Annotated in this window: 11 protein-coding genes and 2 pseudogenes; 1 reads left to right on the top strand and 12 read right to left on the bottom strand. The window is 32.6% G+C overall.

All coding sequences use genetic code 11. The features are described from left to right. Positions 1 to 8: 8 nt before the first annotated feature. Both AC4CVF_RS19650 and AC4CVF_RS19645 read right to left on the bottom strand, forming a co-directional pair. Entirely contained in the window at positions 9 to 629 is a 621-nt protein-coding gene (locus AC4CVF_RS19650) for a LysE family translocator (RefSeq protein WP_419360054.1), read from the bottom strand. Positions 630 to 701: 72 nt separating this feature from the next. Further along, positions 702 to 1,322, bottom strand: coding sequence for a LysE family transporter (locus AC4CVF_RS19645; RefSeq protein WP_336953762.1), 621 nt, complete (start codon positions 1,320 to 1,322; stop codon positions 702 to 704). A 162-nt stretch (positions 1,323 to 1,484) separates the two neighbouring features. Between AC4CVF_RS19645 and AC4CVF_RS19640 the strand changes: the two genes are divergently transcribed. Further along, entirely contained in the window at positions 1,485 to 2,405 is a 921-nt protein-coding gene (locus AC4CVF_RS19640; protein WP_419328312.1) for a Dyp-type peroxidase, read from the top strand. 394 nt (positions 2,406 to 2,799) lie between these two features. Here AC4CVF_RS19640 and AC4CVF_RS19635 read toward each other — a convergent pair whose 3' ends face one another. The 10 genes and pseudogenes from AC4CVF_RS19635 to AC4CVF_RS19590 form a co-directional block, all read right to left on the bottom strand. Then, a complete protein-coding gene (locus AC4CVF_RS19635) occupies positions 2,800 to 3,261 on the bottom strand; it encodes a hypothetical protein (protein ID WP_419819848.1) in 462 nt (153 codons plus the stop codon). Between the two features lie 56 nt (positions 3,262 to 3,317). After that, positions 3,318 to 3,476, bottom strand: a pseudogene (locus AC4CVF_RS19630) (IS5/IS1182 family transposase); the annotation flags it as partial. Between the two features lie 31 nt (positions 3,477 to 3,507). Further along, positions 3,508 to 3,923: pseudogene (locus tag AC4CVF_RS19625) on the bottom strand (transposase family protein); the annotation flags it as partial. Between the two features lie 160 nt (positions 3,924 to 4,083). Beyond that, entirely contained in the window at positions 4,084 to 4,608 is a 525-nt protein-coding gene (locus AC4CVF_RS19620) for a hypothetical protein (RefSeq protein ID WP_336953764.1), read from the bottom strand. Positions 4,609 to 4,729: 121 nt separating this feature from the next. After that, the gene (locus AC4CVF_RS19615) at positions 4,730 to 5,104 is read right to left on the bottom strand and encodes a lysozyme inhibitor LprI family protein (RefSeq protein ID WP_336953765.1); all 375 of its coding nucleotides are present in this window, start codon (positions 5,102 to 5,104) and stop codon (positions 4,730 to 4,732) included. A 225-nt stretch (positions 5,105 to 5,329) separates the two neighbouring features. Then, complete coding sequence (locus AC4CVF_RS19610) at positions 5,330 to 6,130, bottom strand: hypothetical protein (RefSeq protein ID WP_336953766.1); 801 nt, start codon at positions 6,128 to 6,130, stop codon at positions 5,330 to 5,332. Between the two features lie 267 nt (positions 6,131 to 6,397). Then, positions 6,398 to 6,922: a hypothetical protein gene (locus AC4CVF_RS19605; protein WP_199959315.1), complete on the bottom strand. Its 525-nt coding sequence runs from the start codon at positions 6,920 to 6,922 to the stop codon at positions 6,398 to 6,400. Between the two features lie 9 nt (positions 6,923 to 6,931). Further along, a complete protein-coding gene (locus tag AC4CVF_RS19600) occupies positions 6,932 to 9,073 on the bottom strand; it encodes a glycoside hydrolase family 73 protein (RefSeq protein WP_199959317.1) in 2,142 nt (713 codons plus the stop codon). Next, positions 9,074 to 9,523: a hypothetical protein gene (locus AC4CVF_RS19595; RefSeq protein ID WP_199959319.1), complete on the bottom strand. Its 450-nt coding sequence runs from the start codon at positions 9,521 to 9,523 to the stop codon at positions 9,074 to 9,076. Beyond that, entirely contained in the window at positions 9,523 to 12,849 is a 3,327-nt protein-coding gene (locus AC4CVF_RS19590) for a type VI secretion system Vgr family protein (RefSeq protein ID WP_419328316.1), read from the bottom strand. Before AC4CVF_RS19590 ends, AC4CVF_RS19595 begins: the two co-directional genes overlap by 1 nt. Positions 12,850 to 12,889: the final 40 nt, after the last annotated feature.

Raw genomic sequence — 12,889 nt, 5'->3', positions numbered from 1 at the left:
CTCAATATTTAAACTATGCTTTTTAACGAAACATATAACCCATATACAGCAATGACAATCAGAATTAATCCACAAAGCCCTAATATTTTTGGATAAATTTGACTTTTAGAAAGTTTATTAAACGACAGATAGACCAAAGATAACGTGAGAAAATCTAAAATAATCCATGTCACGACTAAGATAATCAGACTGGTATTTATATCAGCATGAATATGAATAAACTGCGGAAAAAATGATGAAAAGAAAATGATATCTTTAGGATTTGAGATACCCACTAAAAAACCTTTGCTAAGACCACCATCTACAGGCGACAACATTGTATTGAGTTGATGCTCCTGCTGAGATAATACTTCTTTTAGAATTCCATAACCTAGATAGGCAATATAAAGACATCCTAAAACTTTAATGATCAAGAAAAGTGCTTCATTGACACTAAACATGCCCTTTAAAATTAAAATAGAAGCTGTGATCAATACCAAAGAGGCCAAATTTGTCCCAATAATGGTCAGTAAAGACTGTCGGTAGCCACCTTTTAAACCTGCACTTGCAACCAAGATCATGACTGGACCAGGCGTTGCAATCATGATAATCACACTAATGGCATACAGATAAAATTCTAAATAATTCAAAGCATCCTCGAAACAATGGCTTATTTATATGATCAAATCTCTAACATATCAAGCAGTTAATCGCCTATATTTTTATTGGTGAACCAAACTCAATAAGCCAGCGGCACAACTAAACAATACGGCAAAAGTACGGTTCATATATTTTTGTTGTTTGGGTGATTTTAATAGTCTTAACACTTTGGCTGCCAATCCCGTATAACCAGCCATGACTATCAAATCAATCATGATCATGGTCACTGCCATAATCACATATTGAATCCATTGTGGTTTAGACAAGTCTAGAAATTGTGGCAAAACAGCAAGTAAAAAGACGATGGCTTTTGGATTACTGATATTGACAATAAAGCCATATAAGATCAGCTTGGGAATAGATTTTGTCGGTTGCTCAGTCGGGATATCTATCGACTGTGTTTTCGTTGTCCATTGTATGTAAGCTAAATACAATAAATATAAAACCCCAAACCATTTCACCACGAAAAATGCCAATGGTGTGGTTGCAAATAATACCCCAACACCTGCTGCGACAATCGCAATTTGAACCAACAATGCCAGTTGTAAACCGATTGCATTCCAATAACCACGGCGAAAACCATAATTAAGACCGCTCGACATAGACGCGATCGCACCCGCACCAGGTGAAATACTGATCACCCAGCACGCCAACATATAGGCAAACCAGACTTGATACGACATAACAAAAGAATAGAAAACTTTGAACACGCTATTATAGCGGTTTTAAAACGATACATTTCGATTAATTTAATTGGTAAAAAGTATAAGACTTTACTATTCAGCTGTTACTTGATCATGCACAATAAGAGTATTGATAAATAAAAATTGAGGAGCCATCACCCTATGACAGCCCAATCTGTAATTCTACCTTTACCTTCTAACCATGCTCGTTTCATTGTTTTAAATTTAAAAAATCTGTCTATTGATGGTTTAAAAGAACAACTCAATGCGTTGTTAAGTACACGTGATCGCCTAATCACTCAACATCCTGATGCTGAAATTAAAACATCTATTGCTTTTGGTCCTGAACTTTGGGCAAAACTTTATCACACAACTCCTGAAGGGTTTAAGCAGTTAGAACCGATTCAAGGCGCATTTGCGATGCCAGTCGTTCCTGCTGATGTTCTGATTCATATTGCGTCTGCACGTACAGATATTTGCTTTGCGCTTAGCCAATCCTTTTTTGATGGCATCCAAAATCAAGTTGAGGTTCTGGATGAACGGGTATGCTTCCGTTATCTCGACGGTCGTGACCTGACTGGGTTTATTGATGGTACCGAAAATCCTCAATTCCCTGATGATCGTGCTGAGACTGCGTTATTAGGTGAAGATTCAGGTATTTTTGAAGATGGTTCTTTTATTTTCGCACAACGTTATGTACATGAACTTGAAAAGTGGAAACGTTTAAAAGTTGATGCACAGGAAAATGTGATTGGTCGTTCTAAATTAGAAAGTATAGAGATGGACGATGAACACAAACCTGAAAATGCCCATATTGCTCGTGTTGTCATTGAAGATAATGAAGGTGAAGAATTAGAAATACTACGCCACTCTCTTCCTTATGGCGATGGTCAAGGTGAGCAAGGTCTATTTTTTATTGCCTATACCAAAGACTTAACCCGTATTGATCGTATGCTAGTCAATATGTTTGGTACTCAAGGCGATGGGATTCATGACCGTTTGCTGCACTTTGTAACACCTATGGATGGTGCTTATTTCTTTGCACCGAATGAAGAAGTGTTGGAAGAGATTTTGGAAGATTGATAGAAATCCATTAAATAAGCAGCTTTATAAAGCTGCTTATTAATTTAAAAAATAATCTCAACATTCTGAAAATTATATTATTTTTCATTAATCAAGGTGTTCATTTTCTATTAAGAACAGCCGACTATCAAAAATAAAATAAAGAAAAAAGGTTTTTCCCTAAACTAAATATCATCAATAGACTTCTTTCATAAGTGCTTTTTAAAACCATAAATCAACATAAAAGCACCCTCATCCTAACCTTCTCCCATAGGGAGAAGGAACTTTCAATACCAATATAATTCACTCCACATGATCATTTTTTTATTTATGAAAGATCTTTAATATAGGCTTCCTATAAATGTAAATAGCATTGAATAACTGGGCTCCTAATTTACATTAAAGCCCAGAACTTTTATAATTTTTCTTTTATCGTTTTTCCATTTTTGATATAAATTAAATTATAGTTTTTATCTATAATAAACTTTGTTTTTTCAGATAAACTTTTTTCTGTGACAACTCCAAATTTATCAACAATGTTTATATTTAAAAGTGTTTCGCTTTCATCTGAAAAAGGCGAAATAACTATCAACTTCCGATCACTACTTTCAGGTAGAACAACCCCACGCCCATATTGAGAATTTATAAAATTATAAGCATGAGTAAGTTTACTAGAAGAAATTAAATTTACTGATTGGCAATTATCTTTAGAGTTATTTTCCAAACATTTCAAATGATCTTGAGAGTTATAAGGTAAATGCGTTATATCTAAACCATCACTATTTTTATCTTTTCGCTTAATATTATCCGCACCAGCATAAGTGCTAAAACTTAAGAAAATAATAATAAATATCTTTTGGTAAATACTTTTAAACAAGTTGAATTCCTTCGAAATATTTAGGATCTGTTGACATTTAGGGTTCATAATTTAACCTACAAGTGGAGCCATAAAAATATGCAAGCTAATGCAACAGAAATTTCATAGTTCCGTTTTAATTTGTCATATCAAGTGGCTATTTCTCAAAACTACTTTAATCTACAAAACATATTTTCTACTAAATGCCTGACTTTATATAAATAACAATCTATATGCTATATGGTCATTGTTTGATTAGCTATTGGATTTTTTCTTTTTACCATTATACAACTTAATTTTTTTGTTTAGGACGTTCTATCTCAGATTCTGTTACCTCCACAATAACAAAGTCATGATCTGTAATGTATTGATTTCTTTTAGGTAATAAAAATACTCTAGACTGTATAAGCCAGTTCTCAATTTTTTGGATGGTTCGATTAACGTTGCTTTCAGCTATTGCAAACTCAGCAGACAATTCAAGCTGAATACTATAAGATCATAAGTACTTCAATGTTAATAACAATTGATCTTCAATTGCTAAGTTGTGAGGACGGCCAAATTTTTTTCTTAAAACGCTCAGCCTCTTGTAAAACGAGATCCATTTTACAAAATAAAGGACATGTCACTCCGACTAAACGTTTGAACTCAATATCATCGAACTTTGTTAAATTTTCATATCTCATAAAGCTATTATAAACAATTTATACTTTCGCAAGAAGTCTAATATAATTTTTGTACTCATAGCAAAAGCATCAACATATGATGCTTTTTCCTTATGGCTATTCATTGTAATTATTAATTAAATTTCATTTTAAAAAAAGTAATATCTAGTATTTTAGACAACTAATTGAAAGGACTTTTACTTTTCATAATAATGCCATCATCAGAAATTTTATAATAGTTTATTTTAGCTAACTTACCATCATAGCTTTTAACCTTAATATTATATTTTTTATCAATCCAGAATTCTGATCCCGTTCCAAAATTCACAGAATGTCCCTTACCATCTTTAAATACATTAAGACTATAATTTTCCACCTCTCCTTCATCAGTAAAATAAGCAATAAAAACCGTTTTATTACAAATATCTGGTAATCTTATCGCTCCTCCAAATGGCACAAAATCACCATGATTTTCTGAAAGTTTTTGTAAAAAACTATTAGAAAATTGAGAGAAGGAAATTGTATTTTCTCTTTTTAATTTACTCTTTGATGAAATAGGCAACATCACAGGGAATGTCTTTTTAAAATTATTTGCTACTATGTTATTTGTATTACATGATTCCTCACTATCATTTGGCTTAGCTAGCGAATTAGTCATATAAATCGAATTCAAAACAACAAGAAATATAATAAATATTTTTTTCATTTTATACTCCAAAATTAATATTAAAGTCCAGTTACCAAAACCCTTAAAAAGATATAACAGTCATAAATAAAAAGGCAAAAGACATCTAACCTCTTTGGTTTATACGTCTTATAAAATTCATTTATTGAGCTAAATAAACTTTATTTAATCGTTTAAGTTCGTCTAGTCTTGCTTTATCAATATCGAGCAAACATGATTCAATTATTATGGTTGCACCATCGCCTTGAGCATTGGTTGCTTCTTCACCCATAAAATCTTTACAGTATGCATTTTTATAAGCTAACCACTTCAATTGAGATATTTGAAATTTTTGCAGATTATCAGTCGATTCCTCAATATTAAGGATCACTTTTTTCATTTCATTAGTGACAGCCTTTGAACTACTTCTAATACATATGAGGCTTTCATCATCATTTTTACAGGAAGTGTTAGGTTGAGCAAATGCAAGACCACCCATACTGAATAACAGCAAGGATATTAAGATTAATTTTTTCATAGACACCCATTATAGCAATTAAAGATAGAAAGCCTTCAGTTTAAATTTTATATGATCGAAATCGAAAGTTTCTCTATATTTTAAATGAAAAAGCAACTTTATGAAGCTGCTTTTCATCCAGAAATTAACTATAAATATTATAGATTAATTTAATTTTATATTTTTATTATTCCCCGCAGAATCTTTATAGCTTAAGTTATATTCACCATCAATAGCATAGCTTTCTTAAAGATTATAAACTTCTATCTTTGGCTTTATTTTAATCAAATAGAATAAAGTCGTCGATCCATTATCTGTGTCATGATATTTTTCACCAATCACAAATTGTGAATCTCCTATATCTGGTATAAATTTAACTCCATCTAAATTTAAATTATTAATTTTATTCTGGCTTAAGATCGTATGAATTTCTGGCGACATATTTTTCACATCGTTCAAACTATATACATGATTTTCCAAATCACTTAGCTTCTCACATTTACTTTCAGAGTTGCTTTTTAAACACTTCAAGAAGTAATTTGAAGCATTAGGAATTAATATCTTTTTTAAATTGCTTTCTTTAGTACTTTTGGGTAAATTTTCAGAAATATTTGTTTTTACAAAACTTCCATTTATCACCTTAAAACACAACTTTGAATGACTGTAATCATCTCTATATGCATAAAAATCGCCTGTAACACACAAGCTATCATTATTCACCGAATAATCAAATTTAGACTTATAACCTATTTGATAATTTAAAGGGTAGACCTTTAAATCCTTCTGATTAAGTGCAACTAGTCGATAATATTTTCCATCATTTATTTTAATTATCGTATAATTTTTATTAAAATCCACTTTATTTCCAACACTCTTCTTATATAAGTCTAATTTATCTGCTTTGCAATAGTAATTCTCTATATCATAATCGAAACCACAACGTTCAACTTTTAATTTTAATACCGCATCCTTTTCAACTGATTTTGCACTACAACCTGTAATAACAAATAAACTTAAAAATATTAATACACTAAATTGTTTTTCCATTTTCTATCTCACTTTTTTCTATTGATAATTTTTATAAAATTTTTCCTAGAATCTGGATTTGCATGATTAGCAGTAATCTCATAATCTAATTTAAATCACCTGAAACATAATAACCATATTATTAAGTATCTCATTTTTTACAAAAATTAATATCAAAATAATTTATTATTTTCCATTGAAAATTATGACAAAAAATTTATAAAAATATTAAAAAAAAGAGTATTCTTAATACTCTTTTTAATGCTAGAATCATATTCTCTCTTTGACTCAATCCTTCTGTTTCAATTTTTCTTCCAAGTTAGATCCATCTGGATAAATAATATTTGAAATCAAACACTTCCCATCACAATCTAATAAAATTATTAATTTACTTTTATTATCAAATAAAACATTTACAGTTTTATCATTTTGCTTTGTGACATTTGACAATACGATTTTATCTTGACTATTATAAAATGGGTCCATATCCAAGTTACAGACATAACCTTCTTGCGTACATTTAATATCCTCTAAAATCAATAATTTCAATTTTTTTGTTAAAAATTCATCACCATGCTTTGATATAAAATCACTCAATTTATTTTCGTTATTTCCACCCAAATCAAAAGGAGAATATATTTTATAAAAGTTTAAAATAAAAGATACTATATCAACTTCATTATGGTTTATACTTTCTTTACTTATAGAATCCAATTTTTCTTTAGACTCATGTGCAGCATGTTTTGAATCACAACCAAAACAAAAAAAAGTTAAAAAAATTACATATAGCAGTTTTTTAAAATCAGTAAGCATATTTATCCTCTAATCATAATACCGAAAAACTCTGTAGCTAATGGCAGGTCGCCCTCTATAGATATTTATTCCATTTTGTCTAAAGTCCGATATCCATTGAGATCCATCATAACCAGAAATATGTCCATGCACGTGTGATCCAAATCTATCAATAATATATATATCACCTATTTGTGGTGTATATCCTTCTTTATCTACTTCTCTAAATTCATTTTCCTGCATAACTCTTACATATTGATAAGCAGAACCAGGTCTAGGATTAACTTTTCCGCCAGCTGCTTCAAAAGCTAATCGTACATACATTGCACATAATCCACGACTTTTTGCTGTAGAGTTTGCTCTTAAAGTTTGGGCAAAAATTGCTTTATTAAATTTACCTTTAGATTTTGTTATATAAATCTTAATAGGAGACATATTTTCAATTACAGTATACTTCTCAATTAATATTTTATTGCCACTTTTATACTTTATACTTATTTCCTGATTTATCTCACATTTATGTAATTTACGCCCATTACTTCCACTGATATGAACACGGGATTGCCCTTTATAAACTATTTCATAACTTAAATTAGATGCTAGCGCTTTTGTAGTGTCTAAATAAGTTTCAACTTCAAATGTACCTTCTTTACTGACTAATTTAATAGGATGTCCGTTATTTCCACGCACATCATTTTGTGATATTGGGGCAGTTTTATTTTTTGAAACAACAATATCTCCATCTGTTTTTAATGGTGGAGTTGTTGTTGGTTTAGTCAAAATAGGTTTTTCATATTTTTCAAACAAAGCTCGCTTATAAAATAAAACTTTATTATCAAAATATGTTTCTGGCAATACAATCTGACCTGAAGGTATAGTTAATTTCACTCCAAATCCAGCTAAGCCTTTTAAAATGATTGTACCGTCATTTCTTGTGTATTTATTTTTCTTTGAACCTCTATATTCTGAAATAATATGATAATTTTCCATTGCCTTTGTTGAAGAGTGGTCCATTACCAATACTTTTATTTCTCTAATAGGAATTTTAATGACTTTTAATACATTTTCTTGAACATTAAATTCTTCAATTTTTTGATTTAATTTTCCAAAAGAATCTTTAACGTAAATCACTATTTTTTCACCAGATTCTGCACGAATCTGTTCTTCACCTTTACTATCAGCAACATGTTCTTTCATTTTATTTTTGTAAAAAATTCCATATGAAAAGTTTTCAATACTTTTATTAGTATCATTTTCTACAAATTTTATTTTAAAAGAAGTCAGTCCCTTATCAGCACTTGATGTTGGTGTAGAAGTTTGCGTTTGCCTTGAAGTTTCTACAGCATTTTCTCTCCTAGAAGGACTACCATTATGTTGGTCTAATTTATCAGCTATAGGAGTTGATGCTTTGGTAATTTTAATATTTATTGGAGCTTTAGCTGAAGGAATTTTAGCTGGAACAATAATATTATCTTTCTTAAAGCTAATAGTTCCATTTGGCTTTACAACTATACCTTTAATAATCGCATTACTATCCGTGATTTTCGTTACCCTGATATTTCCATCTATAACAATTTCAACTTCTTTATTTGCTTCTTTGCTATTATCATCATCCAAGAATACAGCATTCACAATAGTGCATTGTCCGTTAGATTCACCTCTGGCTATCGCCCTTCTCATTGAAGGTCCTCTAAACACTTCTATTAATTTATCTGCATATACTAATTCAAAATTCCCCGTAGCTTTATTTTTTTCTTTATGTGTAGCATATCCTGCATCTTCTAATGCTTGGGCTTCCCTTTCAAATATACCTCTTACACCATTACTGAAAAATTTATGATATCTTTGATTTTCTTCTAAAAATTTAACTCTATCTTCAATTGCTTCATCAAAATCTTTATAATTTCTAAAATCATGGTATTCCTGCACACGCTTTCCATTAGGTTTATCTTCCCAGACTAAATGTTTACTTTTAGGACCCTTCCAACTCCTATCTGCTTTTATATTAAATATATTATTAGTACCTACTAATATATTTTCTCCCCATCCAGTTTCTTGGGCTGCTTGAGCTAATATAGTCTCCCAACTCACATTTTTTTTGAATGCTATCCTCCTCACAGAACAATAGATTGAGGAAATAAAGTTTAGTTTATCTTCGTATGTATAAGCCATTTATTTTACCTCAGTCGCATATTTATTATATTTCAAATTTTCTGACTTATCTGCACAACTATAAAGGACTTCTAATTTATTGTTTTTTTTATAAAAACCATCATCAATCTCACAAGTCCATTTTTTATTTATAAATTTATGTTCATTTAAGCTTCCAAATTTATCAAAAATACTTACAACCAAGATTGATTGAGCTAATGTATTTGCAGGATGAGTAATTGAACTAGATAAAATATAATATTTATTATTTTTAAAAGCGCAATCCTGTATAGTAGTTTCAAAATAATCAGGCTTAACTTCAAATTTCGTGTAGCCTTTAGCTTTCCCTAATTTTATGAAGGAGACATTTGCAGGAATCGTATCATCAAACTGAACTTTATAATCACACTTTTCAGCTGCTAAAGCAGAACTAGCTATAAACAATAATAAAATCGATACTACCTTATTCATTACTCACCCCCATTATTTTCATCAATATCGTCTTCACTGCCAACTTCATTTAGGCAACTGAATAACTCATCATCCGGATCTAATAAACTTATAAACATTGTTCCATTTTCTCCATTTTCGCTATCAATAAATCTAAATTCTATATGATCGGAAGTGTCTGAAAATAAACGATTTGTCCTAAATTCATCTAATTCACCAATATATTCTACTTTTTTCGTTTGATTAATAATTTTATAGTTTAATTCTGTATTCAAGAGATTTTCTGGTACAAGATTTTTTAAATCAATGCGTTTACTATACATCCCACTCTCAGGCATTTTCGGCAATTGCGCATTCACCGTTGCTCCACTGGTAAACAACTGTTGTCCAGATTTCACCTCAAACTTTCCACCAGTTTTAATAAAGACACCACTACCATTAACCACCAGCTGAGTACCACCCGCTTTTAGATCAATCTCTTTAGAGCTGGTTAGCTCAATCTTATCTTCAGTTGCAATCAGCTTAATGACTTTCTTCGCAATGATTTCAATCAAATCATCCTGAGCCTGTACTTTTATCGGTCCTTTTGCAGCAAAAGCACTTAAACCTTTCTGTGCTGCAAACAAACTAATTTTATCCTGCGCATGACCCACAATATTCTTTTGAGCGCTCATGTTAATCGAACCATTTGCACTTTCAGCTATATCTTGGGAAGCTTGAAGAATAATATCTTCTGGTGTGGTTAATGCAATCCCATTTGGCGAAGCCAATAGCATCAATGCTTGACGGAAAATTTTACCTTGTTCTTGTTTGGCGTTGTCGCTGCTATCTTCCAGACCTTGTGTATAACCCTCCATAAAGCCCTGCAAACTACTCAAAGCCTCCAACGGTTTAATTTCAAGTTTGTTCCCCTTATTGAATGTTCCACAAGTACTCATGATGTCAAAATCTTTGATTTCGACATTGGATAAAACCTTACCCACATTACTAATGGATTCAAAAGGATTAGATTTAATATTATCTTTTAAGCTTGCCAGCTTGCCTTTAATAATATCTGTACCGTGTTCTTCTACATTTTCAATAAACGCTTTTAAGTTTTCAACCGCTTCTTTTGCATCAGAAAAATATTCATTAAATTCATCTACAATGCCTTTTGCATTGCCACCTAAAGCACCAATGTCTTTAATAAATCCACCACAATCTTTTAAAGCATTCAAAGGATCACTACTCACCCCTTCTTTAAATAGATTCAAAGTTGTGTTGAGCGCCTGCCCTGCACTTTTTAACTCAAGTGATTGAATGAACTTAGGCAAACGATTGATGACATTCAATGCATCGGTTTGTTGCTTTACAGCAATCTCACTTAGCACTTTCATACTTTCAGCCCCTTGATTCAACAAAGACTGTGCTTGGGCTGCTTCTAAATGATCTGCAATTGCATTTTCTTGGGCATAGGTTGTGATAAGCATGCCTTTTCCTGCACGCACCGCACCATAAGCATCGGTTCTTAACTCAAAACCTTCACCACGCCCATTGCTGGTTTCCTTATCTTTCGGATGGCTTAAGTTCCCAAGGTTAAGTTGTGTTGCTGCATGACTACTTTGTAGCTGCGTACTGATTTGGCCTGTTGTATCATCAAAGCGGAGTTGGTTAAAACCTGATCCACCCACTTCCGATGAACGAATACCGCTTAGTTTTTTGGTATCAGGCAACTGGCCTTTGATATCAAACATGGTTTGATGACGTTCTGCTTCATGTAAACGTCCCATCACAAATGGACGGTCGACATTGCCATCAAAGAAATCAATAACTACGATTTCACCAATTCGTGGGTGGAATCTTGTGCCATAACCTTCTCCCGCCCAAGAGGTCAATACATCAACCCAAGCTGAGTCTGTATCATTGTCATTCGAGCCTGCACCACCATCATGACTATTGTCATCGGTACGGGTGAAGAGGAAACGAACTTTGATTCGCCCCCATTGATCGACATAAATCGTTTCGCCTTGCGGGCCAACCACTTTGGCACGTTGTGGAAATGCAGAAGGTCTATGTGCTAAAGGGTTATACTCAGGAACGATCGGAATTCTACGGCGTACCAAGGACAACTCATTGGCTTGACGCTGGTCTTTAATTAAATGGTTCCAATAATTTAAATTAAGCAGCTTGGATAACTGATCTTGTAACTCTTTAGGTAAGTTATTTTGATTGTAAAAAGTCTTACCTAAGATTAAGAACTCACGATCCGAACCATCATGTTGATCAATTTCAGGGTGTTCTCTTAATTCAAACCAATAGCCAACTTGCGCATCGCGCACTGAACTGGTTGCGGTAAAGTATTTGGACTGTAATTCTTGGTATTGTGTTAGTTGGGTATTTAATTTATCAACTTGAGCTGAACTTGAAACTGTGGTTTGGTCTTCACCATTGAGATCACTGGTCCAAGCTGGGCTAATTGTCCAAGCCTGCTCTAAACTTAAAGTTTCATTATCTTGTTGATCACTATGTTGGTGATTACTTAACTGGCTATCGCCCTGATCTTGTAAAAGGCTATCCGCTTGCCAACGTTGTACTTGTATTGCTGTTGATTGAATTGAGCGCTGGGCAATGAGGCTGGTGATCGTGTCAAAGCGTTCTGTTGCATGACTGCGATGGAAACGAATACTTCGTCTAGGCATTGCCTCATATTGGGTATTGTCATCAATCAGACGTAATTTCTGTGCCTGAATCTGCGTTGCCGAAATAGGCACAATTCGTACAGACTCATCAACTAACCAGTTAATACCTTCACTGCGCCACAAGCGAGTTAAAAACTCATAATCCGTTTCATTGGCTTGCATTACAAAAGGACGGATATCGTATTGTTTTTTTAAACCACTACTGTCCAGACTTAGACTAGCAGAAAATAAGGCGCTTTTCGCTTGCCACTCTTTAAATAAGATTTCCGATATTTCCAGAACACTTTTGTTCATAAAAACACGGCTATTACGACGCTTATGCCAAAGACTAGTTGCATCTTCAAGCGTTAATTTATAAACGCTTAATGCCCCATCACTCTGCCCTTGGCTTGCCCCTGTCACAATTCCAGTGGTTCGGTACAATTCACCAAAATCGGTGACTTGATCAACTGCAACCTGACACCCGATAAATTGTTTTAAAGCAATATGCGCATTGGTTGAAAGGCAGAGTAATTCTGCCTTTAAGCCTTGATTAATCTGTTGTTGCCCCTGTATGCATTGCAAGAATACACTGCTGTTTAAGGCTTGATTTGAGAATTGAACGTGGATCGCTCGTGTTTGTAGTCCCAGGCCAAAACTTTCAAGTAAGGCATTAATATTTCTAAGCATTTTATTTTTTAAATGTTAAATTTTGTATAATACTATTATA

This window comes from Acinetobacter sp. LipI_19, assembly GCF_058242925.1.
This window is presented reverse-complemented; position numbering and strand designations above follow the sequence as displayed.

Excerpts from the sequence above, each read along its gene's own strand:
- AC4CVF_RS19645 (WP_336953762.1), bottom strand. The coding sequence starts at position 1,322 with ATGTCGTATCAAGTCTGGTTTGCCTATATGTTGGCGTGCTGGGTGATC.
- AC4CVF_RS19640 (WP_419328312.1), top strand. The coding sequence starts at position 1,485 with ATGACAGCCCAATCTGTAATTCTACCTTTACCTTCTAACCATGCTCGT.
- AC4CVF_RS19620 (WP_336953764.1), bottom strand. The coding sequence starts at position 4,608 with ATGAAAAAAATATTTATTATATTTCTTGTTGTTTTGAATTCGATTTAT.
- AC4CVF_RS19615 (WP_336953765.1), bottom strand. The coding sequence starts at position 5,104 with ATGAAAAAATTAATCTTAATATCCTTGCTGTTATTCAGTATGGGTGGT.
- AC4CVF_RS19610 (WP_336953766.1), bottom strand. The coding sequence starts at position 6,130 with ATGGAAAAACAATTTAGTGTATTAATATTTTTAAGTTTATTTGTTATT.
- AC4CVF_RS19605 (WP_199959315.1), bottom strand. The coding sequence starts at position 6,922 with ATGCTTACTGATTTTAAAAAACTGCTATATGTAATTTTTTTAACTTTT.
- AC4CVF_RS19600 (WP_199959317.1), bottom strand. The coding sequence starts at position 9,073 with ATGGCTTATACATACGAAGATAAACTAAACTTTATTTCCTCAATCTAT.
- AC4CVF_RS19595 (WP_199959319.1), bottom strand. The coding sequence starts at position 9,523 with ATGAATAAGGTAGTATCGATTTTATTATTGTTTATAGCTAGTTCTGCT.
- AC4CVF_RS19590 (WP_419328316.1), bottom strand. The coding sequence starts at position 12,849 with ATGCTTAGAAATATTAATGCCTTACTTGAAAGTTTTGGCCTGGGACTA.